The organism is Duganella sp. CF402 (assembly GCF_900109645.1).
GTDB lineage: Bacteria > Pseudomonadota > Gammaproteobacteria > Burkholderiales > Burkholderiaceae_D > Rugamonas.
On record NZ_FOBG01000004.1, the window covers coordinates 178,871 to 201,919 of the forward strand.

General features: G+C 60.2%; 27 protein-coding genes. 11 read left to right on the plus strand and 16 right to left on the minus strand.

What is annotated here, in order from left to right; genetic code table 11:
• Positions 1 to 123: 123 nt before the first annotated feature.
• A complete protein-coding gene (locus BMZ70_RS25155; RefSeq protein WP_229205588.1) occupies positions 124 to 1,140 on the plus strand; it encodes an extracellular catalytic domain type 2 short-chain-length polyhydroxyalkanoate depolymerase in 1,017 nt (338 codons plus the stop codon).
• Here the strand turns inward: BMZ70_RS25155 and BMZ70_RS25160 are convergent.
• Genes BMZ70_RS25160 through BMZ70_RS25170 form a run of 3 tightly spaced genes read right to left on the minus strand, consistent with a single transcriptional unit; the run spans position 1,127 to position 5,103 of the window.
• Entirely contained in the window at positions 1,127 to 1,969 is an 843-nt protein-coding gene (locus BMZ70_RS25160; protein WP_092280696.1) for a polyphosphate kinase 2 family protein, read from the minus strand. The two genes, BMZ70_RS25155 and BMZ70_RS25160, sit on opposite strands and share 14 nt — an antisense overlap.
• Positions 1,970 to 1,981: 12 nt before the next feature.
• Positions 1,982 to 3,592 (minus strand): NAD(P)-binding protein, encoded by a 1,611-nt coding sequence (locus BMZ70_RS25165; protein WP_092280698.1) that lies wholly within the window; start codon positions 3,590 to 3,592, stop codon positions 1,982 to 1,984.
• Positions 3,592 to 5,103, minus strand: coding sequence for a polyamine aminopropyltransferase (locus BMZ70_RS25170; RefSeq protein ID WP_092280700.1), 1,512 nt, complete (start codon positions 5,101 to 5,103; stop codon positions 3,592 to 3,594). Before BMZ70_RS25170 ends, BMZ70_RS25165 begins: the two co-directional genes overlap by 1 nt.
• 62 nt (positions 5,104 to 5,165) lie before the next feature.
• Between BMZ70_RS25170 and BMZ70_RS25175 the strand changes: the two genes are divergently transcribed.
• Genes BMZ70_RS25175 through BMZ70_RS25200 form a run of 6 tightly spaced genes read left to right on the plus strand, consistent with a single transcriptional unit; the run spans position 5,166 to position 8,980 of the window.
• Complete coding sequence (locus BMZ70_RS25175) at positions 5,166 to 5,552, plus strand: DUF350 domain-containing protein (protein ID WP_092280702.1); 387 nt, start codon at positions 5,166 to 5,168, stop codon at positions 5,550 to 5,552.
• A 12-nt stretch (positions 5,553 to 5,564) separates the two neighbouring features.
• Positions 5,565 to 6,593, plus strand: a complete 1,029-nt coding sequence (locus tag BMZ70_RS25180) for an SPFH domain-containing protein (RefSeq protein ID WP_092280704.1) — start codon at positions 5,565 to 5,567, stop codon at positions 6,591 to 6,593.
• Between the two features lie 4 nt (positions 6,594 to 6,597).
• Positions 6,598 to 8,067 carry a DUF4178 domain-containing protein gene (locus BMZ70_RS25185; protein ID WP_092280706.1) on the plus strand — a complete coding sequence of 490 codons (1,470 nt, stop codon included), beginning with the start codon at positions 6,598 to 6,600 and terminating at the stop codon, positions 8,065 to 8,067.
• The gene (locus BMZ70_RS25190; protein WP_092280708.1) at positions 8,064 to 8,243 is read left to right on the plus strand and encodes a hypothetical protein; all 180 of its coding nucleotides are present in this window, start codon (positions 8,064 to 8,066) and stop codon (positions 8,241 to 8,243) included. The genes BMZ70_RS25185 and BMZ70_RS25190 overlap by 4 nt, the downstream gene beginning before the upstream one ends.
• Positions 8,240 to 8,605: an adenosylmethionine decarboxylase gene (speD, locus tag BMZ70_RS25195; protein WP_092280710.1), complete on the plus strand. Its 366-nt coding sequence runs from the start codon at positions 8,240 to 8,242 to the stop codon at positions 8,603 to 8,605. Before BMZ70_RS25190 ends, speD begins: the two co-directional genes overlap by 4 nt.
• Before the next feature lie 9 nt (positions 8,606 to 8,614).
• Complete coding sequence (locus BMZ70_RS25200; RefSeq protein ID WP_092280712.1) at positions 8,615 to 8,980, plus strand: VOC family protein; 366 nt, start codon at positions 8,615 to 8,617, stop codon at positions 8,978 to 8,980.
• Between the two features lie 3 nt (positions 8,981 to 8,983).
• On the opposite strand, the gene BMZ70_RS25205 is transcribed toward BMZ70_RS25200, so the two are convergent.
• Positions 8,984 to 9,613, minus strand: a complete 630-nt coding sequence (locus BMZ70_RS25205; protein WP_092280714.1) for a glutathione S-transferase family protein — start codon at positions 9,611 to 9,613, stop codon at positions 8,984 to 8,986.
• A gap of 87 nt (positions 9,614 to 9,700) precedes the next feature.
• On the opposite strand from BMZ70_RS25205, the gene BMZ70_RS25210 reads away from it, so the two are divergent.
• The 4 genes from BMZ70_RS25210 (at position 9,701) to BMZ70_RS29010 (ending at position 11,854) form a co-directional block, all read left to right on the plus strand.
• On the plus strand, positions 9,701 to 10,510 hold the full coding sequence (locus tag BMZ70_RS25210; RefSeq protein WP_307184376.1) for a helix-turn-helix domain-containing protein: 810 nt from the start codon (positions 9,701 to 9,703) through the stop codon (positions 10,508 to 10,510).
• Positions 10,511 to 10,557: 47 nt separating this feature from the next.
• Positions 10,558 to 10,881 carry a type II toxin-antitoxin system RelE/ParE family toxin gene (locus BMZ70_RS25215; RefSeq protein WP_092280718.1) on the plus strand — a complete coding sequence of 108 codons (324 nt, stop codon included), beginning with the start codon at positions 10,558 to 10,560 and terminating at the stop codon, positions 10,879 to 10,881.
• A complete protein-coding gene (locus BMZ70_RS25220) occupies positions 10,853 to 11,170 on the plus strand; it encodes a helix-turn-helix domain-containing protein (protein WP_130301012.1) in 318 nt (105 codons plus the stop codon). Before BMZ70_RS25215 ends, BMZ70_RS25220 begins: the two co-directional genes overlap by 29 nt.
• 255 nt (positions 11,171 to 11,425) lie before the next feature.
• Entirely contained in the window at positions 11,426 to 11,854 is a 429-nt protein-coding gene (locus tag BMZ70_RS29010) for a DUF433 domain-containing protein (protein WP_229205589.1), read from the plus strand.
• Between the two features lie 48 nt (positions 11,855 to 11,902).
• Here the strand turns inward: BMZ70_RS29010 and BMZ70_RS25230 are convergent, their stop codons facing one another.
• The 12 genes from BMZ70_RS25230 to BMZ70_RS25285 form a co-directional block, all read right to left on the minus strand.
• Positions 11,903 to 12,325, minus strand: a complete 423-nt coding sequence (locus BMZ70_RS25230) for a F0F1 ATP synthase subunit epsilon (RefSeq protein ID WP_092280722.1) — start codon at positions 12,323 to 12,325, stop codon at positions 11,903 to 11,905.
• A 58-nt stretch (positions 12,326 to 12,383) separates the two neighbouring features.
• Entirely contained in the window at positions 12,384 to 13,784 is a 1,401-nt protein-coding gene (gene atpD, locus BMZ70_RS25235; RefSeq protein ID WP_092280724.1) for a F0F1 ATP synthase subunit beta, read from the minus strand.
• Between the two features lie 30 nt (positions 13,785 to 13,814).
• Positions 13,815 to 14,690, minus strand: a complete 876-nt coding sequence (gene atpG, locus BMZ70_RS25240; protein ID WP_092280726.1) for a F0F1 ATP synthase subunit gamma — start codon at positions 14,688 to 14,690, stop codon at positions 13,815 to 13,817.
• 61 nt (positions 14,691 to 14,751) lie between these two features.
• A complete protein-coding gene (atpA, locus tag BMZ70_RS25245) occupies positions 14,752 to 16,293 on the minus strand; it encodes a F0F1 ATP synthase subunit alpha (protein WP_092280728.1) in 1,542 nt (513 codons plus the stop codon).
• 69 nt (positions 16,294 to 16,362) lie between these two features.
• Positions 16,363 to 16,908, minus strand: coding sequence for a F0F1 ATP synthase subunit delta (locus BMZ70_RS25250; protein ID WP_092280730.1), 546 nt, complete (start codon positions 16,906 to 16,908; stop codon positions 16,363 to 16,365).
• A gap of 2 nt (positions 16,909 to 16,910) precedes the next feature.
• Positions 16,911 to 17,381, minus strand: a complete 471-nt coding sequence (locus tag BMZ70_RS25255) for a F0F1 ATP synthase subunit B (protein ID WP_092280732.1) — start codon at positions 17,379 to 17,381, stop codon at positions 16,911 to 16,913.
• A 40-nt stretch (positions 17,382 to 17,421) separates the two neighbouring features.
• Positions 17,422 to 17,700 (minus strand): F0F1 ATP synthase subunit C, encoded by a 279-nt coding sequence (gene atpE / locus BMZ70_RS25260; RefSeq protein WP_092280734.1) that lies wholly within the window; start codon positions 17,698 to 17,700, stop codon positions 17,422 to 17,424.
• Between the two features lie 58 nt (positions 17,701 to 17,758).
• Positions 17,759 to 18,553, minus strand: coding sequence for a F0F1 ATP synthase subunit A (gene atpB / locus BMZ70_RS25265; RefSeq protein ID WP_092280736.1), 795 nt, complete (start codon positions 18,551 to 18,553; stop codon positions 17,759 to 17,761).
• 21 nt (positions 18,554 to 18,574) lie between these two features.
• Positions 18,575 to 18,940 carry an ATP synthase subunit I gene (locus BMZ70_RS25270; protein ID WP_092280738.1) on the minus strand — a complete coding sequence of 122 codons (366 nt, stop codon included), beginning with the start codon at positions 18,938 to 18,940 and terminating at the stop codon, positions 18,575 to 18,577.
• 184 nt (positions 18,941 to 19,124) lie between these two features.
• Positions 19,125 to 21,242: a cellulase family glycosylhydrolase gene (locus tag BMZ70_RS25275; protein WP_092280740.1), complete on the minus strand. Its 2,118-nt coding sequence runs from the start codon at positions 21,240 to 21,242 to the stop codon at positions 19,125 to 19,127.
• 79 nt (positions 21,243 to 21,321) lie between these two features.
• Positions 21,322 to 22,191 (minus strand): ParB/RepB/Spo0J family partition protein, encoded by an 870-nt coding sequence (locus tag BMZ70_RS25280; RefSeq protein WP_092280742.1) that lies wholly within the window; start codon positions 22,189 to 22,191, stop codon positions 21,322 to 21,324.
• 9 nt (positions 22,192 to 22,200) lie between these two features.
• Positions 22,201 to 22,971 (minus strand): ParA family protein, encoded by a 771-nt coding sequence (locus BMZ70_RS25285; RefSeq protein ID WP_092280744.1) that lies wholly within the window; start codon positions 22,969 to 22,971, stop codon positions 22,201 to 22,203.
• Positions 22,972 to 23,049: the final 78 nt, after the last annotated feature.

Here is a 23,049-nt window from a genome sequence, read left to right on the forward strand (position 1 = left end):
TCGGATGGAAAGAATGAAAGAAAATTCATTCTAGTCCAAATTAGTGCCCCTCGCACGATTGAGCCAGATTAAGCAAAGTGCGCGGCATCGTCCTATCGTCTTCCGTATGACGCGGGAGGTGGTATGCGGATCTTTTGGCTGTTATTGCTGTTGGCAAACGCCGCGATGGCGCAGGTGGCGTCGCTGCCGGCGATGCGCGCCGGGCAGGTCAGCGTGTCCGGCCTCTCGTCGGGCGCCTACATGGCGGTGCAATTCGAGGTCGCCTTTTCGCGCACCGTCATGGGCGCGGGCGTGATCGCCGGCGGACCGTATTTCTGCTCGCAAGGCAGTGTGTTCACCGCCACCACCAGTTGCAGCTGCACCAGCGACCTGTTCACCTGCCGCGTGCGCCCCGGCGGCACCCGCGTCGACGACCTGATCGCCATCACCGACTGGTTCGCCGCCTCGCAAACCATCGATCCTACCAGCGCCCTGGCCAGCCACCGCGTGTGGATGTTCTCCGGCACCGCCGATTCGGTCGTGCCGCAACCCGTGATGAACGACCTGCAAAGCTACTACCGCCACTACATCGGCGCTAGCCGCATCTCCTACCAGCGCAACCTCAACGCCGAACACGCCATGCCCACCGACAGCTACGGCAACAGCTGCCGCACGCTCGGCTCGCCCTACATCAACAACTGCGGCTACGACGCCGCCGGCGAACTGCTGAACTGGATCTACGGCCCGCTATCCGCGCGCAACAGCGCCCCGCTCACCGGGCGCTTCATCGCTTTCGACCAATCGGAATTTATCTCCCTGCCCACCTGGCACGGCATGGCGGATTTCGGCTACCTGTACGTGCCGCCGTCGTGCGACAGCACTGGTGGACAAGGCTGCAAGCTGCACGTGGTGTTCCACGGCTGCCTGCAGGATCCAGACGACGTCGGCACCACCTTCATACGCCACGCAGGCTACAACGCCTGGGCCGATTTCAACCGATTGATGATTTTGTATCCGCAAGCGTCCGCCACCTACACCAATCCCAATGCGTGCTGGGACTGGTTCGCCTACGACGACACGCGCTACGCGCAAAAATCCGGCCGCCAGATGGCCGCCGTCAAACGCATGGTCGACCGCCTGACCGGCCTCACTCCACCGTGAACGAGGACAGGTCGGGATGCGGCGCTGGGTAACTGAGATCCATCCCTTCCAGCGTTTCCAGCAGCAGGCTGGCAATCACCAGGTTGCGATGGGTCTTGGAATTGGCCGGCACGACGTACCACGGCGCGTGCGGCGCATTGGTCTCGCGGATCGCCTTTTCGTAGGCGCGCTGGTAGTCGTCCCACTTGGCGCGCTGCTTTATATCTTCCGGATTGAATTTCCACTGCTTGTCCGGATCGTCCAGCCGTTCCTGCAGGCGCTCGCGCTGTTCTTCCTTCGAGATATGCAGGAAGACTTTCACGATCACCGTGCCGGTTTCCGCCAGCATGCGCTCGAAGTCGCGGATCTGCGCGTAGCGGCGCTTGCACTCGTCGTCGTCGATCCATTCCTGCACGCGCGTGATCAACACATCTTCGTAGTGACTGCGATTGAAGATAGCGATCTCGCCCAGCATCGGCACATGCTGATGCACGCGCCACAGGTAATCGTGCGCCAGTTCGTTGTCAGTCGGCGCCTTGAAGGCCACCGCGCGCAGGCCCATCGGACTAATCCCGCTGAACATGGCGCGCACCGTGCCGTCCTTGCCGGAGGTGTCCATGCCCTGCAGGATCAACAGCACCTTCTGCTTGCGCTGCGCGTACAGCTTGTCCTGCAAGGCGGCGATGCGGTCGATCAGCGCGGCGGTGCGTTCAAGATCCAGCGCCTTGCCGCGCGCCTTGGTGAGCTTGGGATTGGCGGCGCGGCTGGAAAAGGTGGCGTCGTCGGCATCCTTGTCGCGCAGCTTGAGTTTGGAGGTGGCGCGGAAGCGCTGGCGGGCGTTGTGTGTCATGGGCTTAGCCTATCAGTTAGCGGCCAGTTTCGCCGCACGGTAGCCCCACCACGCGGCTTCCTCGAACACCGAGAAGCCGGACAAATCGGCATGGGCAAACAAAATCGGTCCATCGACTTCGCGCAGCGCCTTCATGCCGGCGTTGCTGCGGAAGTGAGGCCACGGGACGGCCATCGCGTGGCCGCGTAAAGTGATGTCGACCCGCTCGACGCAAGAGGCAAACTGCGCACCGTAAGCGGTTATCAAATCGGCGCTGGCCAGCGCCAGCAATTCTTGCGGCTTGGCGGACGCCATCCAGCCGCGCGCGCTGCTGGCCTTGCGGTCCGATAGCGCGACGTAGGCACTGAACACCGTCTTCTCCGGCGGCCGCACCCGGATGTCCTGATGGGTGGACACCACAAAGCCCAGTCCCGGCTCGCCGTACACCACGTTGTCCCAGCACAGCGGCTGGCTTGGTAATTCTTCAGGAAAGCGCTTGAGCAGGAAGTTCGCCACCATCCACGGCGCGTATTCCGGCGCGTGCTTCGCCGCGTCGAAACCGTATTCGCCGATGTTATCCACAACCCGCGCCGCCACATAGGTCGGCATGGCGCAAATCGCTTTACGGGCGCGCACCAGATAGCTGGCAGGCTTGCCGTTTTCCAGCACGAAGCACAAGGCTTCCACGCCATCCGCCGTTTTTTTCAATGACACCGCCGTGCCGGCCTTGCGCTTGACGTCCGCCGCACGCTCCATGCCCGCAGCCAGCGGCTGCAAACCGCCCGGCCAGGTGAGCCACGCGCCGTTGCCGGCGTTGGCCGCTTGTCCCCAGCGGCTGCAGTAGTAATGCAGCCCGGCCCATGCCGATACCTTGTCGTAGCGCGTGCCGTAATCGTCGCGGCAACAGTAGTTGAGATACCAGTGCAGCGTCGGCGACTTGTAGCCGTTCTGGTCCATCCACTGCTTGAGCGAGATGCGGTCCAGCGCCTGCCACACCGGGTCTTCCGATGACAGCACCGTCGGGAATACGAACACGCGGCGGCCATCGGCGCCATGCAGCTGGCGCAGACGATGCACCTCGTCGAAGAAGCGCTTGTGCTCATCGAGTTCCCACTGCGGCACGCCGTCGGTGGGAATGAAGCCTTCCTGCCAGTGGCCGTTGAACAGCAAGCGTTCTTCAGGCGCGTGCAGGATGAAGCGTTCGTCGTAGTAAGGCTTCTCCGCAAAGGCATCCTTCTGGATGATGCCAAGGTCCGCGAGGATTTCACGCACGTGCGTCGATTCCGGCGATGGCAGCGGCAAATAGTGCGCGCCGGTCGGGTATTCGTACTCGCCGAACGCGCCACCGGCCGCATTGCCGTACGGCTGCGGGCCGTCGATCATCAGCACATCGGTCTTGCCGAGCTTTTTCAGCTTCCACGCTGCGGTGAGGCCGGACACGCCGGAACCGAGAATGACGATATCGGTGTGGATAACTTGCGATGGCGGTGGCAGCGCGCGGCGGTCGCGCAGGAAGTGGCCTTCATCGCGGCCCACGTAATGCAGCGTCGGCGTAATCTCCTGCCAACGCTGGAACGCGAGGCCACTGCCGGCGGCAGTCAGCCCGCTAGCGCCAGCCCATACCAGAAAAGATCGGCGCAGCATCAGCGGATCACCCTGCGCCAGTCCTGCTCGAATTCATGCACGAGCGATTGCGTGTTGAGGCGATTCGGTTCCATCGCCATTGGCTTCATATCGGGCGGGAAGGTGAACATCTCGCGCGTGGTGTCGGCATTCAGGTAGCGCATTGGCAGGCGGTAGCTGGTGGGCGGCGTGTACTGCGCCTGCGGCGTCGCCAGGATAAAGCCCCACTCACCGAACGACGGCACGTAGGCGTGATACGGATACGTTTTCAACCCCACTTCGCGCAAGGTGGAGTCGATGGTCCAGTAAGCATGCGGCGCAAAGAACGGCGACGTGGATTGCACTACCATCAATCCATTCGCCGCCAGATGCTTGCGCACCATGCCATAGAACGGCACCGAGTACAGCTTGCCCAGCGCGAAGCTGGATGGATCGGGAAAGTCCACGATTACTGCGTCGAACATATCGTCGTTGTGCTGCAGCCAGATCGCCGCATCGGCATTCACCACGCGCACGCGCTTGTCGCTGAAGGAGCCGTGATTGAGCTTCACCAGTTCTTCGCGCTGCGTGAAGGCGCCGGTCATGGCCGGGTCGAGATCCACCAGGGTCACATGCTCGATATTCTGGTAGCGCAGGATTTCGCGCAGCGCCAGGCCGTCGCCGCCGCCCAGCACCAGCACCCGCTTCGCCCACGGCAAGGGCTGCAGCACCGGATGCACCAGCGCTTCGTGATAGCGGTACTCGTCGCGCGAGGAGAATTGCAGGTTGCCGTTGATGTACAGGCGCGTATCGTCCTTCCACTTGGTGATGACCAGGCGCTGGTACGGCGTGGTGGTGGCAAACACGATCTCGTCGCCGAACAGGCCATGCTCGCCCCAGTAAGTCAGCTTGTCGGCAAAGGCGAAACCGAACACCAGCGCACACAGCACCGCGCAAGCGCGCAGCATGCGCCCCGTGACATTTTTCAGCTCTGTGGAAAACGCCTTGATTGTCCACAGGGCCACGCCGACATTCAGCATCCCGAACAGGAAACCAGTGCGCACCAGCCCAAGGTAAGGCGCCAGCACCAGCGGGAACAGCAGCGACACCGCCAGCGCGCCGAGATAATCGAAGGTCAGCACCTTGCTGACCAATTCATTGAAGGCCGTCTGCCGCGCATTCAGTGCACGCATTACCAGCGGCACCTCCATGCCGACAAACGCCCCGACCAGAAACACCATCGTATAGAGCAGCGTGCGGAATGGCGCCGGCATCCACGAGAAGGTCAGGAACAGCACCGCCGCCGACAAGCCGCCCACCAGCCCCACCGCCAGCTCGATATCGACAAACCGCGACAACACGTCCTCATCGCGCACGTACTTTGAGAAATGCGCGCCCACGCCCATCGCAAACAGGTAGCATCCGATAATGGTGGAAAATTGCAGCACCGAGTCGCCCAGCAAATAGCTCGATAGCGCACCGGCGATCAGCTCATATGCCAGCCCGCAGGAGGCCACCACGAAGACGGACAGGATTAGAATCTTTTTGGTCATTTACGCCCGTTTGCATTAATATCAACGAATTGTCAATTCGCCACTTTACCTGAAGGTGCGCCGTGCCTGCCATCCTAAACTATCTGATCCACCTGTTGCTGGCCGCCGTGCTGCTGGCGGTGTTCTTCAAAGCCTACACCTGGATGACGCCTTTCGATGAAGTGAAGCTGATCCGCCAGGGCAATCAGGCTGCGGCACTATCGCTGGGCGGGGCGCTGATAGGTTTTTCCATCACCATCGGTTCGGCGCTGATGCATACTGCCGATTACCGCGAATTCTTTGCCTGGGCCTTCGGCGCGATGGTGGTGCAGATGCTGGTCTACGCCATCACCACCCGCGTGCTGAATATGTCGAAGGACCAGATCGAAGCCAATAACACTGCGTTTGGCGGGCTGCTGTCCGCCATCTCCATTTCCATCGGCGTTATCAACGGCGCCTGCATTTCGTAAGCGAGGACCATCATGGGTATCGGCAGCTTTATCAAGAAGCAGTTTATCGATGTACTGCAATGGAACGAGGACAGCGACGGCGTGCTGGCATGGCGCTATCCGATGGCCGACCAGGAGATCCAGAATGGCGGCCAGCTGGTGGTACGTGAATCGCAGGTGGCGGTGTTCGTCAATGAAGGCCAGGTGGCCGACGTATTCGGCCCCGGCACCCACACGCTCACCACGCAAACCCTGCCGGTGCTGACCAACCTGAAAAACTGGGACAAGCTGTTTGCGTCGCCGTTCAAATCGGATGTCTATTTTTTCAGCACCCGCGTGCAGACCGGCCGCAAATGGGGCACGGCGCAGCCGATCACCATCCGCGACAAGGACTTCGACATGGTGCGCGTGCGCGCCTTCGGCATGTATTCCTACCGCGTGATCAACGCGCGCGCCTTCTTCAGCGAAATCAGCGGCACGCGCGAGGTGTACACCCGCGATGAGGTGGAAGACCAGCTGCGCGGCATCCTGATGGCGACGATGGCCGGTTCGCTCGGCGCATCGCAAGTGCCCTTCCTCGACATGGCGGCCAACCAGGCGCTGATGGCGCAGCAGGTCAAGGGCGACCTGACCGCCGCGTTTGCGCGTTACGGCATCGGGCTCGATGAATTCAATGTGGCCAGCGTCAGCCTGCCGGAAGAACTGCAAGCGGCGCTGGATGAGCGCATTTCGGCCGGCATGAAGGGCGGCATGAGCGCCGACAAAATGGCCGGCTTCACCAAGTATCAGGTGGCGAGCGCGATTCCGCTGGCGGCGCAGAACGAAGGCGGCTTGGCCGGCATCGGCGCGGGACTGGGCGCCGGGCTGACGGTGGGTCAGGCTATCGGCCAGAGCATGGGCGCGGCATTGGCTCCTCAAGCTGCACCCGCTGCAGCCGCGCCGGCCGAGGATTCGGTCGAAGCACGCCTTGAAAAACTCAAAGGGCTGCTCGATAAAGGCCTGATCTCGGCCGCCGACTACGACAGCGCCAAGGCCGAACTGCTGAAAAAACTGATCGGCTAGGCGCGTGCAAATCGTTTCCTGCCCCAGCTGCGGCGCGGAGGTCAAATTCCGCTCGCATGCCTCGGTCATGGCGGTCTGCGAATATTGCAGCACACGGGTGCTCAAGGACGCGGACGCGGTCAAGGACCTCGGCAAGATGTCGTCCGTGCTGGAGGACTATTCGCCGATCCAGATTGGCACCGCCGGTGTGCTGGGCGGGCGGCCGTTCACGGTGGTCGGCCGCATCCAGCTGCGCTACTCCGCCGGCATGTGGAACGAGTGGTATCTGTTTTTCGACGACGGTAAAACCTCTTGGCTGGGCGATTCGTCCGGCATGTACACCATCACGGCGGAATATCAGGGCGACGCGCAGTTGCCGGCGTTCGAGCAGCTGCAGCCGGGGCAGAACGCCTACATCAACGGCGCTCCCTACACCACGGCCGAAATCCGCGTGGCCGATTGCGTGGGCGGGCAAGGCGAGCTGCCGTTCAAGGTCGGCGACGGCTATCAGGCGCGCGTGGCGGACTTCCGGCGCGGCGTGGAGTTCATCACGCTGGATTACTCGGACGGGCCGCGTCCCGTCATCTACACCGGCATCGCCGTCACGCTGGACAGCCTGCAATGCCAGCTGCTGCGCGACGACGACACCATCCAGCGCGCCGCCGGCCGTTATCGCGGCAAGCTCGATGCGCTGGACTGCCCTTCCTGCGGCAGCCCGATTAAATACCTGCCCGGCGTGACGGCCAACCTGGTGTGCCCTGCCTGCGCCACGCAAATCGATGCAGCCAGCCCGGAAGCGCAAGTGGTGGCGGCAGGCGAACGCGTGGCCGCCGTGCCGCTGACGCTGGAACTGGGCGCGACCGCCAAAATCAACAATCAGGATTTCACCATCATCGGCATGATGCGCCGCGCCGACGATGAAGGCACGCAGTGGAACGAATACCTGATGTACGGCCCGCGCTCCGGCTTCTCGTGGCTGGTGGAGACGGACGAAGGCTGGTCCGGCGCCAACGTGCTGGCAGATTGGCCAGTGTCGTACACGCCGGGCGCGCCGAATGTGTTTGTGGATAAGGTCCAATTTTCCCACCTATACACATACGGTGCGAAAGTCACTTACGCGGTGGGCGCCTTCAACTGGCGCGTGGCCGTCGGCGACAGCACGGTGGTGAGCGAATTCGAAGCCGGCCAGCTGCGGCTGGCCTCAGAGACCACGCCGCAGGAAATGACCTGGTCGCGCTCCTCGCCGGTGTCGGCCGACCAGCTGAAGGCGTGGTTCGGCGAAGCCTTCAAGGGCCGCGTGAAATCGCCGTCGAAATCGCAGCCATTCGCCAATAACCGCTATCGCAAGAGCGCCAAGTACATCATCTGGCTGATGCTGGCGCTGAACGCGATCCCGCTGATGGCGAATTTTTCCGGCACCTGGTTCCTGAGCGCGATCGGCGCGCTGGCCATCTACCTGCCGGCGATCTTCCTGGATAACAACGACCAGACATGAGCAGATTTTTCATCTACGCGATCATCGTCACCTTGCTGACTTCGGGCAGCAGCTGGATGCGCATGGCGGGCGGCGGCGGCTCGGGCAGCGGCTATCGCGGCAGCACCTGGAGTTCGCACACCGGCGGTGGCGGCGGCAGCTGGGGCGGCGGTTCGGGCGGCGGAGGCCACAAATGATGCACGCCCCGATTCACGCGCCATCGGGCACCCACGTGCTGGCCGACCTGAGCGGCATCGCTGCTGAAAAATTAAGCGACTGCGGCGCGCTCGAACAACTGCTGCGCGACGCCGCGCTGGCCGCCGACGCGCGCGTGCTGTTCAGCCACTTCCACGCTTTCGGCGAAGGCCAGGGCGTGACCGGCGTGGTGCTGCTGGCCGAATCGCACATCACCATCCACACCTGGCCGGAATGCGGCTTCGCCGCCGCCGACATCTTCATGTGCGGCAGCGCGCAGCCGGAGTTAGCGCTTGCTCTCATCAAACAGGCCCTGGAGCCTGAGGCCACCCATATCCACACCGCGCGGCGCGGGCCGCGATAAGGAGCCATCATGGGATTGTCGACACTGGGGCAAATCGCCCTCCCCGTCACCAGCACCGACCGCGCCGAGCAGTTTTACGGCGAAGCGCTGGGCTTGCCCAAGCTGTTCCGCTTTGGCGAACTGGTGTTCTTCAACTGCGGTGGCGTGCGGCTGATGCTGGAAGGCGGCAAGGACAAGGTCGACGTCGGCACCGGCGTGTGCCACTACTTCAAGGTCGAGCAGGTCGAGGCAGTGGCCGCCGACCTCCAAGCCAAGGGCGTGACCTTCGAACGCGAACCGCACCTGATCGCCAAGATGCCCGACCACGAATTGTGGATGGGCTTCTTCCGCGATCCGGACGGCCATCTGCTGGCGGTGATGGAAGAGAAACGCTGACCGTCAGGCAGCGGCCTGCTCCGCCGCCAATGCCGCATCCTTTTCGTGCGCGGCGATGGCGGCCGGGCGGCTGTTCACACGCTCCACATACTGCTCGATGACGGGCAGCTTGGGCACGATGCCGAACATCAGCATCCAGCCAAACGCCGTGCCCCACAGCACATCGAGCGCGCTGAACTGCTCGCCCAGCAGATACGGCCCCTTGGACAACTGCTCGACCAGCGTGTTGAACATGGTGTCGAAATCGCCGTAGTGGCAGGCTTGCTTGTCGGCCGGCTTGTTCTTCATCCACTGGTCGACGATGGCCGGCTCGAAGCAGCTGCCGTAGAACGCCATCCAGCGCAGGTAAGGGCCGCGCAGCGGATCGCCCAGCGGCGGCGCCAGCTTCGCTTGCGGGAACAGGTCAGCCAGGTAGAGGTAAATCGCCACCTGCTCGGTCACGACAGCGTCGCCGTGGCGGATGGCCGGCACCTTGCCCATCGGGTTGATGGCCAGGTAAGGGGCGGCGCGGTTCTCGCCCTTCTTCATGTTCATCACATGCAGCTCGTAGGGAGCGTGCAGTTCTTCCAGCAAGGTCAGCACACCGGTCGAGCGCGAGTTCGGGCAGTGGTACAAAGTCAGTTGCGGCGCCATGAATTTCTCCTGAGGATGGGTGAAAAACGCACGATAACTCTTGCTAAGATGATGGTCTTGTAAAAACGCGAATATACGATGACAACAATGGAGAGTCTACCGCGTCCGACCCGCGGCGTGGTGAATCCGGCGGCCAGCGAAAAAGTCTTCCGGCTCGAGCGCTACCTGCCGGCCGACGACCTGGCGCCGTTTGTCGAATACTTCTGGCTGGTGGCGTGGTCGCTGCCGGACGGCGTAACACACGCCCAGCGCACCCTGCCCCGGCATGCCATCCACGTGGTATTTGACGAGGGCCGCACGGCGGTATTCGGCGTGATGACGGGATCGTTTGAATACACACTGCGCGGCAGCGGCCGCGTGCTCGGCGTGAGCTTCCGACCCGGTGCGTTTCGCGCATTCCTGCGGGCCGAAGTGCAGTCGATCACCGATCGGGAACTGCCGTTGTCGGCCGTGTTCGCGTGCGACGATGCAGCGGCCGAGCGCAGCGTGCTGGACGCGGCGGATGACGCCGGCATGGTGGAGGCAGCCAGCGCGATATTGCGCAGCGCCCTGCCCGCGCCCGATCCGGAAGTGGCGCGTATCGCGGCCATCCTGCGTGCGATAGAAAGCCAGGCCGAGATCACGCAAGTGCAGCAGCTGGCCGATCACGTCGGCGTCAGCGTGCGCAGGTTGCAGATGCTGTTCAAGGACTACATCGGCGCCAGTCCCAAGTGGATCATCCGCCGCAAGCGCCTGCTGGACGCGGCCGACCTGCTGGCCACAGGCAGCGCGATCGACCTCGCCGCGCTCGCCCAGCAACTGGGCTACTACGACCAGGCCCACTTCACCACCGACTTCGAAAAACTCGTCGGCAAGCCCCCCGCCGACTACCGCCGCAGCTGCAAAATTGGCCCATAACTGCGCCAAATCAAATCGACTATACTTTCAAGAAGTAGGCTCGGTTGATGCTCACCGTCGTCGAAACCTCCTACTTTTCACGCCATTGGCCCAGATACTGGAAAGAGGCCGACTACACCGACTTTGTCGAATTTATTGTGAATAATCCTAATGCGGGCAGCATTGTTCCCCATTCGGGCGGGATACGAAAGATTCGCTGGCGACGTGAAGGCTCAGGCAAATCTGGCGGTGTCAGGATTATTTATTTCGTGCAGAGTCCAGAAGACAAACTTGTTCTGCTGACGATTTACGCAAAAGCGGCAACCAGCAATCTGACCGCTGCCAAGTTGAAGGAACTACGCCGTGCGCACGAAAAAAACATTACCTCTTAGCGATGAAGAACTAGAAGCGTATGAAGCCACGCGCGATCTATACGCCGAGCTAAAACTGGGTTTGGAAGAAATGCAAGCTGGGCTAGGACGCGTCGTCTACTCGCCGCTGATAGCCGCTCGAAAAAAAACCGGGCTAACTCCACAGCAATTTGCTGAGCTATTGGGCATTTCGACCGCTACCCTGGAAAACTGGGAACAGCAGCGCGAAGAACCCACCGAAGCGGCTGGTAACCTAGTGGCCCGAATTCTGGCAGATCCCACAACCGTTCATGACATGACAACTAAGTAGCATCGCCTGACCTCGGGATACTAAGACCACAACCGGTCCCCAACCATCTCACTCGCATTGCCTCAACGCCCCACCGCTGCCTGATCTAAAGACAAGAAAGTGCTTAGCCGATGAGTGAGCAAAATCAATGCGGCTTTAGCCATCATGGCTAAAGTCGATTGATGCTCACCATCGGCTCGCCGCAGCCCAAAACGACGGCCGCGAACCAAGCGTCTAATTCGGAGTCTATTAGTTTTTTGGTGAAGAGGGACTGACATGGCTAAGAAAAAACCTACATCCTTTCCTGCCACGCATGAACTGGGAGAGTTGTTACTCAAGGCTGCTGCGGAAATGGAGGCGCAAAAAGGCTGGGACCAGCACGGCGAAAGGCCAAGCGAAGTGGCGCGTGCTTTTGTTGATCTGTTGTTTGAAACGGAAGGCCAGCCGATGCCAGGCAACTTTGCTGAAGCAACGGATAAAAAATCGTACCACAGCGATCCCGAGATCATGGACGGCACTCCCGTCTTCTGTGGGTCGCGTGTCCCCATCTCCTGCCTGTTTGATTATCTGGGGGCAGGAGAATCCCTCGATGTGTTTCTCGATCAATACCCCACCGTATCCAAAGAAGCAGCCATCTCCCTGCTGAATGCCGCAAAGCAGCTGCTTGAGGAAGATGCGTATTTCGCCGCTGAGTTTGGACGATAAAAAAAGGCAGCCGAGGCTGCCTTTTTTGCTTGATGCTGCTTGCGTTGCTTAGTGCTTGGCGCGCAGTTTGGCGATCGCTGCCAGCTGGCCGATGGCCGCTGCCAGTTCGGCTTGCGCTTTCGCGTAGTCGATGCCCGCGCTGTTGTTGGCCAGCGCTTCTTCGGCACGTTTCTTGGCCGCGACCGCTTTGGCCTCGTCCAGATCCTTGCCGCGAATCGCGGTGTCCGCCAGCACCGTCACGGCGCCCGGCTGCACTTCCAGCAGGCCGCCGGCGACGAAGACGAACTCTTCTTCAGCTTGGCCAGGAACCTGGATGCGCACCGCGCCCGGACGAATGCGGGTAATCAGCGGCGTGTGCTTAGGGTAGATACCCAGCTCGCCCTGCTCACCCGGCAACGCGACGAATTCAGCTTCGCCAGAGTAGATCAACTCCTCTGCCGAGACCACGTCAACGTGAATAGTGTTTGCCATGTGTGTCCTATCGGGTGGAACGCCCCCGCCTTGCGGCAGGGGCGAACAACTCAACTAATTAGTTGAGCTTCTTGGCTTTTTCGATGGCTTCTTCGATCGTGCCGACCATGTAGAACGCTTGCTCTGGCAGGTGATCCAGTTCGCCCGAGGCGATCATCTTGAAGCCCTTGATGGTGTCTTTCAGCGACACGTATTTACCAGGCGCGCCGGTGAACACTTCAGCAACGTGGAATGGCTGCGACAGGAAACGCTGCATCTTACGTGCGCGTGCTACCAGCAGTTTGTCTTCCGGTGCCAGCTCGTCCATACCCAGAATCGCGATGATGTCACGCAGTTCTTTGTAGCGCTGCAGGGTGCCCTGGACAGCACGAGCGGTGTCGTAGTGTTCCTGACCAACCACCAGCGGATCCAGCTGACGCGAGGTCGAATCCAGTGGGTCCACCGCAGGGTAGATACCCAGCGAGGCGATGTCACGCGACAGAACCACGGTCGAATCCAGGTGACCGAAGGTGGTCGCTGGCGACGGGTCGGTCAAGTCATCCGCTGGAACGTACACGGCCTGGATCGAGGTGATCGAACCGGTTTTGGTCGAGGTGATGCGCTCTTGCAGACGGCCCATTTCTTCGGCCAGGGTAGGCTGGTAACCCACTGCGGAAGGCATACGGCCCAGCAGTGCGGATACTTCGGTACCGGCCAGGGTGAAGCGGTAGATGTTGTCCACGAAGAACAGAACGTCTTTGCCTTCGTCACGGAACGCTTCCGCCATCGTCAGGCCGGTCAGCGCTACGCGCAGACGGTTGCCTGGTGGTTCATTCATCTGACCGTAGACCATCGCCACTTTCGAGTTGGCTGGGTTTTCCAGGTCAACCACTTTGGCGTCAGCCATTTCGTGGTAGAAGTCGTTACCTTCACGGGTACGCTCACCAACACCGGCGAACACGGACAGACCCGAGTGCGCTTTAGCGATGTTGTTGATCAGTTCCATCATGTTCACGGTCTTGCCTACACCTGCACCGCCGAACAGACCAACTTTACCGCCTTTGGCGAACGGGCACACCAGGTCAATCACCTTGATGCCGGTTTCCAGCAGGTCCTGCGATGGCGACAGTTCGTCGTAGGCAGGAGGAGCGCGGTGGATCGAGGCGATCTGGTCGTGAGCGACCGGGCCGCATTCGTCGATCGGGTTACCCAGCACGTCCATAATACGGCCCAGGGTTGCTTTACCCACTGGCACCATGATTGGCTTGCCGGTGTTCTGGATTTGCATGCCGCGACGCAGACCGTCCGACGAACCCAGAGCAATGGTACGCACAATACCGTCACCCAATTGTTGTTGCACTTCCAGCGTCAGCTCGGAGCCTTCCATCTTCAAGGCATCAAATACCTTAGGCATTGCGTTGCGTGGAAACTCAACGTCAACCACCGCGCCGATACACTGAACGATTTTGCCATCAGCCATGTTCGTTCCTTCAAATATAGTTAAATTCGTTTAAACCGCTGCCGCACCGGCGACGATTTCGGAGAGTTCTTTGGTAATCGCGGCTTGGCGGGTCTTGTTGTAGATCAGCTTCAGTTCGCCGATCACACTACCTGCGTTGTCGCTTGCCGCCTTCATCGCCACCATCCGCGCCGATTGCTCGGACGCCAGGTTTTCCGCGACCGACTGGTACACCAGCGCTTCTACATAGCGCTCCAGCAGTTCGTCGATGACAGTTGCCGCGTCTGGCTCGTAGATGTAATCCCAGTTGTGATTACCTGCGTCAGCCTGTTTCTTCGCGGCCGGCAGCGGCAGCAATTGCTCCACGACCGGTTCCTGTTTCATCGTGTTGATGAACTTGGTGTAGCACAGGTAAACCGCATCCACCTCGCCGTTCTGGAATTTTTCCAGCATGACTTTGACGGGGCCGATCAGTTTTTCCAGGTGCGGGGTGTCGCCGATTTGGGTTACTTGCGCAACCACCGGCACGCCAACGCGATTCAGGAAACCCAAACCTTTATTACCAATCGCCACTGCAGCAATCTTGTTGCCAGCGGCTTCCAGCTCACGCGTTTTGTTCGTCACCAGACGCAGCACGTTGGTGTTCATGCCGCCGCACAGACCCTTGTCGGTCGTGACGACGATGAAGCCAACCGCTTTTGCCTCGTCCTTGGCTTCATCGGCCAGGAACGGGTGCGTGTATTCTGGATTTGCGTTCGCCAGATTAGCAGCGATGTTACGAATCTTCTCACTGTAGGGACGGGCGGCGCGCATACGATCCTGCGCTTTGCGCATTTTCGATGCGGCGACCATTTCCATCGCCTTGGTGATCTTCTTCGTATTTTCTACGCTTTTGATCTTGCCACGTATCTCTTTGCCTACTGCCATGAGTCCTTACTCCTTCTGCGCTGAAGGCGCTCCAGTTGAACAACCGGAGCGCCAAGCTAACTTAAAATGCGCCGGATTTCTTGAAGTCGGCGATGGCAGCGGACAGGGCGGCTTCGCCGTCTTTGTCCAGTTGCTTCGACGATTCAATCTTCGACAGCAGGTCAGCTTGTTTGGTCTTCAGGTACGCATGCAGGCCGGCTTCGAACGACAGTACTTTCTTCACTTCGACGTCGTCCAGGTAGCCCTTGTTCACTGCGAACAGCGAAGCGGCCATCAGCGAGATCGACAGAGGCGAGTACTGCTTCTGTTTCAGCAGCTCGGTCACGCGGGCGCCGCGGTCCAGCTGCTTACGGGTCGATTCGTCCAGGTCCGAAGCGAACTGCGCGAACGCAGCCAGTTCACGGTACTGGGCCAAGTCGGTACGGATACCGCCCGACAGGTTTTTGATGACCTTGGTCTGGGCAGCGCCACCGACGCGCGACACCGAGATACCGGCGTTAATCGCAGGACGGATACCAGCGTTGAACAGCGAGGTTTCCAGGAAGATCTGGCCGTCGGTAATCGAAATCACGTTGGTTGGAACGAACGCCGAAACGTCGCCAGCCTGGGTTTCAATGATTGGCAGCGCGGTCAGGGAGCCGGTCTTACCTTTGACTTCACCTTTGGTGAAGGCTTCGACGTAGTCGGCGTTCACGCGGGCGGCGCGTTCCAGCAGACGGCTGTGCAGGTAGAACACGTCACCTGGGTATGCTTCGCGGCCTGGTGGGCGGCGCAGCAGCAGGGAGATCTGACGGTAAGCAACTGCTTGCTTCGACAGGTCATCGTAGACGATCAGCGCATCTTCACCGCGGTCGCGGAAGTATTCGCCCATCGTGCAACCCGAGTAGGCCGAAATGTACTGCATCGCAGCCGATTCCGAAGCCGATGCGGCCACAACAATGGTGTACTCCAGCGCGCCGTGCTCTTCCAGCGAGCGCACGATGTTCTTGATGGTCGAAGCTTTTTGGCCGATTGCAACGTAGATGCAAGTCATGCCCTGGCCTTTTTGGTTGATGATCGCATCAACCGCAACAGCCGATTTACCGGTTTGACGGTCGCCAATGATCAGCTCACGCTGGCCACGGCCAATTGGTACCATCGCGTCGATCGATTTCAGACCGGTCTGCATAGGCTGCGAGACGGACTCACGGGCGATAACGCCTGGAGCGATCTTTTCGATTGGCGAGGTCAGCGAGGTCGCGATCGCGCCCTTGCCGTCGATCGGCTGGCCCAGTGCGTTGACCACGCGGCCACGCAGTTCAGGACCGACTGGCACTTCCAGAATACGACCGGTGGTTTTGACCGTGTCGCCTTCCGAGATGTGCTCGTAAGCACCCAGAATCACGGCGCCGACCGAGTCGCGCTCCAGATTCATGGCCAGGCCAAAGGTATTGCCTGGGAATTCCAGCATCTCGCCTTGCATTACGTCCGACAGACCGTGGATGCGGACGATACCGTCGGCGACGGAAATAACCGTGCCTTGGTTACGTACTTCAGCGCCACCATCAAGGCCTTCGATACGGCTCTTGATCAGCTCGCTGATTTCAGATGGGTTGAGTTGCATACTAACTCCTAAAAGTGTTTCTCTCAGCTTGCGCGAGATGAAGAATCTGTTCTAAGCGGGTCAGCTCGTTTAAGCGACCAGTGCAACACGCATTTGCTGCAGCTTGGCGCGCACCGAAGTGTCCAGCACTTCGTCGCCGACCACCACGCGCACGCCACCGATCAGGGCTGGGTCCACGGTCACGACCGGGTTCAGCTTGCGGCTGAATTTCTTTTCCAGCGTGGCGATCAGGCTGCTCACTTGCGCAGCGTCCAGCTCGAAGGCGCTGGTGATGACCGCGTCTGCCGCACCTTCCGCAGCGTTTTTCAACGCCAGGAATTGCGCGCCGATTTCCGGCAGCAGACTGATGCGGCCGTTTTCGACCAGCATCGACAGGAAGTTATTGGCTTCCGTGTTGAACGGGGTTTTCACCAGGGCCTTGAAGGCGGCGACGATATCGCTGGCCGACGCTTTCGGGTTGCGGGCAAATGCTTGCACCTCGGGATGGGCACCGATCTGGGCCAGTTCGGCCACCAGTTCGGCCCACGCCGCGAGGTTGAACGATTCCTTACCTGCTTGGGCTACGCGGAACAAAGCTTCCGCGTAGGGACGGGCGACGGTTGCGTTTTCTGCCATGATTACAGCTCGACAGACAGGCGCGACAACAGATCGGCGTGAGCCGAGGCGTTGACTTCGCGCTTGAGGATTTGCTCGGCGCCCTTCACAGCCAGGTCAGCCACCTGAGCGCGCAGCGCTTCGCGCGCCTTGGCCAGTTGCTGCTCGGCTTCGGCCTTGGCTTGCGCAATGATGCGGTCCGCTTCAGCTTGTGCATTCGCTTTGATTTCTTCCGCTACCAGTTGCGCGCGCTTTTCAGCGTCGGCAACGCGTTGCGAAGCTTCTTCGCGTGCACCGGACAGCGCTTCGGCGGCGCGCTTTTCAGCGGCGACCATTGCTTGCTGGCCTTGGTCGGCAGCGGCCAGACCATCGGCGATGCGCTTGGCACGCTCATCCAGCGCTGCGTTCAGCGATGGAAATACGAACTTCATCGAAACCCAGACCAACACCGCGAAGGTGATCATCTGGCCGATGAGAGACATATTGATGTCCATACCTATGCTCCTAACTAAAAGTTTCTCCTAGGGGAGCAGATTACTGAGCAACAGCTTGCAGGGCAGCCAGGAATGGGTTGCTGAAGGTGTACAGCAGAGCAACACCAACGCCGATCATCGAGATCGCATCCAGCAGACCAGCGATAACGAACAGTTTGGTTTGCAGTTGTGGCATCAGTTCTGGTTGACGAGCCGAAGCTTCCAGGAATTTACCGCCCAGAATGGCGAAACCCAGAGCGGTGCCGATAGCGGCCAGGCCGATGATGATAGCGGCGGCCAGAACGGTCATGCTTTGTACTTGTGCGATCAGAGCTTGCATTGAAATTTCTCCTAAGATTTAAAAAAGACTACAGATACTAAAAGATTAAAAACGAAAATTAGTGCTTCTCAACCGCAATGGCCAGATACACAACCGTCAGCGCCATGAACACAAACGCTTGCAGGGTCACCACCAGGATGTGGAAGATAACCCAAGGACCACCGAGCAGCCACTGCGCCCACCAAGGCAACAGGGCGATCAGGATGAACAGCAGTTCGCCGGCGTACATATTGCCGAACAAACGCAGCGACAGCGACAGTGGCTTAGCCAGCAACTCGATCAGTTGGAAAGCCAGGTTGACCGGCGCCAGCACGATAGCCATGAAGCCATGCGCGTGGAATGGTGCGGTCAGCAGCTCTTTACCCCAGCCGCCGAGACCTTTGGCTTTGATCGAGAAACCAATAATGCACAGCATGACGCCGAAGGACATGCCGAAAGTGTGATTGACGTCGGCGGTCGGCACGACGCGCAGTTTGTGGACGCCAACGAAAGACAGGAGCTTAGGCAGCAGGTCGACCGGCAGGAAGTCCATCGCGTTCATCAGCCAAACCCAGCAGAAAATGGTGATCGCCAGCGGGGCGATGACCTTGCTCTTGGCGTGGAAGGCCGAATTGACCACTTCGTTGACCAGTTCCATCACGGCTTCGACGAAGTTTTGCAGCTTGCCCGGCACGCCGGCGGTGGCGCGGCGCGAGGCCAGCCAGAAAACGCCGAGGAAAATCGCGCCCAGAATGGCCGAAACCCAGAACGTGTCCAGGTTATACATGCCGTCGGCCGATTTCAGGTGGCTCAAGTGGTGCTGAATGTACTCGATATTTGTGGGCGCTTCGTGCCCGACGTGTTCAGTGGTCATAAAAATATAAGATTTTGGTGATTAAATTGCGAGCAGTGAAAACCAGTAAGCCAAGGTTGCCACCGCGAAACCCAAGATCAGCCATAACCATGAGGCCGACTGAAACAACGCTAGTGCCAACACAAACAGCACTACCGTGATAAAAATCTTTGTTACTTCCGCGCGCACATGCGCGCGCAAAGCGACTTTGGCGTCATTTGCTCCGCGCGCAACAATCATCGCGTACATCAGACTCCCGATGACTGCGATTGCTCCGCCATAAGCGGCCGACCAAGCTTTGTGTACTCCGCCCAAGTTCCAGGCGAGCAAGGCGAATCCAGTAGCGATGGCGAACTGGAGGGCGACGACTCGGAACACCGGCCTGGAGATGCTCGTGGAATTACTCACTGCCGAGCCTCCCTTAAAAGCCGATTAAACCCAAAGACGCGTGATTATATGTGTCTTTCCTGTATCACGTCAAACATGCTGCACCGCAGCAAGGCATTTGGTGCACGAATGCGACGCTTTTAGAAACATTTCAGCGCGCTTTGCACCAAGTTGAAGCGAGTTAGACGTTCGACAAATTATGGCCTCAATTTCCGCAGAGCGCGTTCACGGCAGCGTCGATGCGCGTCCGGTAAGTAGCCACGTCGGTATCGGCGTTGACCGCCGCCAGCAGGGTGCGGCCCAACGCGACCGCATTCTTGCCGGTATAGCAATCGCGGCGTTGCGGGGTGCTCAGGCTGGCCGTGAAGGCGGCAGCCACGGCGGCCTTCTTGCTGCCGCTGGCCGCATCCAGTTTCGCTTGCGCGCTGCCGGCGCCGAGGCTGCCCGCAAAAATCGTCGCCACCGCCCTGCTCTTCTCCAGGCCAAAGTAATTGAGATTGTCGCTCCAGTATTTCAAACCGTCGGCATCGGGCTGGCGATTGAACAACCGCAGGTAGATTTGCTGCACGTAGTCGCTGCTGCGCTCAGGCGTGTAAATCTCGCTGAAGGAACTGCTGTTGTACAAACTGTCCAGCAACTGGCGCAAGGCCGGCTCGCTTTGGTAAGCCTGGTCCAGCGCGCCCAGGTTGGGCTGCAGCTCCAGGCCCCGGGCATGCATGTCGGCGGCCAGCTCCGCCAGCTGCGCCGAGAAATTCTGCAAGCCGGCCGGATCGGCCGGGTAGCCGAGGTAGGCCAGATACAGTTGCTGCACCACCGGCATCCAGCGGCCACGCTGTACCAGCTTGCCCGCCGGCTTGAGCTCGCCTTCGGGCGTGAGCACCGAAAAGCCTTGCTGGTTAGGGCTGGGTGAAAGCGACCACAGCATGAAGCCACGATCGGCCACCGCCAGGCTGTCGAGGAAGCGCTGGTAATAGTCGGCGTTGAAGTCGCCATCGGGATCGGCGTTGCCAAACTCGCCGACCACCAGCGGCATGGCGCTGCCCATTTCGCGGCGCATCTCGCGCAGCGCGGCATCGGCCACAAAATTGACTTGATCGAGCGTGTCGCGCTCGGCGCTGGTGGCGTACACATACAAGTGCGGGCTGGCAAAGGACGAGATGTCTTTCCAGTATTTGAGCAGCGGCAGCTGGGCTTCGCCGACCGTGGTCGGATGCAGGCCATCATTGGCGCGCACCAGGTTGTACATGGCATCGACGGCGCGCACCACCGAGGCGTAGTCGGCATCCGCATGAAGGCAGTCAAACGCCAGCGCATTCCACATCGGCTCGTTCATGATGTCCCAGGCCAGCAGCGCCCGGTGGGATTTGAATCGCTTGACCAGTGCGTCGGCGCTGTCGCGCACGTCGAGGAAGCTCTTCTTCCAGTAACAGTTGGCGTCGTACTTGGTGTAGCCGTCCAACACCAGGATCACTTTCAGGCCGGCGGCGTCGGCCTTGTCCATGAAGGCCTGGACCTTGTCGATCACGCCGCGCGCCAGCAGCGCGCTGTTGGTTTCAGCGCCCCATTCCGGCTTGGCCGGATCGGCGCAGACGTTCTGGTAGCGCGGACTGGCGGCGATCCAGTCAGACGGCACGCCCGGCTTCTTCGGCGGCAGGATCACCGCCATGCGCAGGACATTGAGTCCCATTGCCAACGCGTTGTCGATGATGGCGTCGGCATCCGCGCCTTCCGGCAGCCAGGCCGTGTGGTCGCACAGCCGGTTGTCTTCGAAGGTCTGCATCAGTACATTGGCGCCACGGAAATTGGCGAAGGTGTAGGCCTTGGGATCGGTCGCCACCGGCGGCGCGATCGGCGGCGCCAGCGAAGTGACCGCCGGCGCGTCATACAACTCCACCCGCGTGTTGACGCCACGGCTCAACCACGCCTGGTGCTCGAGCACCAACCCCCATTGAAAATCGCAGGCGCTCACCCTGGCATACATGGTGGCGTCGCAATAGCGCTGGTCGCCGACGGCAACATCGAAAGTGAAGGTGTACAACGCCCCGGGCGCCACGTCCACGCCGGGCGGCAAGTCGACGCGGTCGGCGCCCCAGCGGCGGGTATCGTTGGGATTTTGCGCACCGAGACGATACTGGCCGCTGGTCCAGCGGGTGCTGCCGGTATTTTGATAGGTAACCGAAACTGTGTAGCTCTTCCCCAATTGCATGGTATTGGGGACACTCTGGGAAATAAAGGTAGCGCCGGCCTCAGCCAGGGCGGCGCCATGCAGCAGCCAGGCGGCCGCGCCGGCGCACAGCGCCTTGTTTAATACACTTTTCGGCATCCATCTTTTCCATTAGAGAATATTGCCAAATAAGTATATCGTATCTTACAACTAATTTCCCAGAGTTAATTCAACTACCTTAAGCGCGCAGGCGGGCCAGCACGCCGTCAAGGATGTCGAGGTCGGCAAAGTCGATAATCATCTGGCCGCGACCTTTGGCGCCCATCTTGAACACCACCGGCGTGGCCAGGGCGTCGGACAGCTCTTCTTCCAGGCGGACGATGTCGCCCGACTTTTCCTTGATCCGCGCTTCCTTCGGCGAGGCTTTCAATTCTTCCAGCGTCCTGGCCACCAGTTTCTCGGTTTCGCGCACCGACAGCCGCTTGGCCACCACCATATTGGCCAGGTTGATCTGGGTGGCGGCATCGACCGACAGCAGCGCGCGCGCGTGGCCCATGTCGATATCGCCGGCCATCAGCATGGTTTGCACCGGCGAGGCCAGATTCATCAGACGCAGCAAGTTGGACACCGCGCTGCGCGAACGACCGACCGCAGTTGCCGCCTGCTCGTGGGTGAAACTGAAATCGGTGATCAGGCGATGAATGCCCTGCGCCTCTTCCAGCGGATTGAGATCCTCGCGCTGCATGTTCTCGATCAGCGCCATCGCGGCGGCGGCCTGGTCGTCGACATCGCGCACCAAAACAGGGAGCACTTCCAGGCCCGCCAATTGCGCAGCGCGGAAACGGCGTTCGCCGGCGATGATCTCGTATTTATCCTTGCCGATCGGACGGACCAGGATAGGCTGCATGATGCCTTGGGTCTTGATCGATGCGGCCAGCTCCTGCAGGCCGCCCTCGTCCATGCGGGTACGCGGCTGGTATTTACCGGCCTGCATCTGAGTGACGTTCAGTTCGGACGGGGTGTTCGCATCCGGAGTGGTGATGTCGCCGTCGCCGCCCAGCAGCGCTTCCAGGCCGCGACCCAGGCCTTTGAGTTTTTTGGTTGCCATGTCTATGCCTTACATTTTCTTGATGCGCTTGACCATCTCGGCGCCGAAGGCGATGTACGCCTGCGCGCCCTTGGAGGTCGGATCAAAGGTGACGCCCGGCACGCCGTACGATGGCGCTTCGGCCAGGCGCACGTTGCGCGGAATGATGGTCTTGAAGACCTTGTCGCCGAAGTGCTGCTCGAGCTGGGCCGACACTTGTTGCGACAGCGTCATGCGCGGGTCGAACATCACGCGCAGCAGGCCGATGATCTTCAGGTCCGGGTTCAGGTTGGCGTGCACCTTCTTGATGGTGTTGACCAGATCGGACAGCCCTTCCAGCGCATAGTACTCGCACTGCATCGGGATGATCACGCCGTGCGCGGCGCACAGGCCGTTCAGGGTCAGCATCGACAGCGCCGGCGGGCAGTCGATCAAAATGAAATCGTACTCTTTATCCACAGCCGCCAGCGCGTCCTTCAGGCGGCGCTCGCGGTTGTCCAGTTCCACCATCTCGACTTCGGCGCCGGCCAGTTCACGGTTCGACGGCAGCACATCAAAGTGGCCGGGCTCGGAACGTTGGCGCGCGGTGGCAACGTCGGCGCTGCCGAGCAGTACTTCATAGGTCGATGCAGGCAAGCCTGCCTTGTTGATGCCGGCGCCCATTGTGGCGTTGCCCTGCGGGTCGAGGTCGACCAGCAATACGCGCTGGTCCAGTTTTGCCAAACCGGCGGCGAGGTTAACAGTCGTGGTAGTCTTACCTACGCCGCCCTTTTGATTTGCTACGCAAAAAATTTTTGCCATGTATTTCTTATCGTGTGTTGAAGCTATAGATTTATACGATATAAACGGTATAAACGATTTATATTGTTTATACTATTT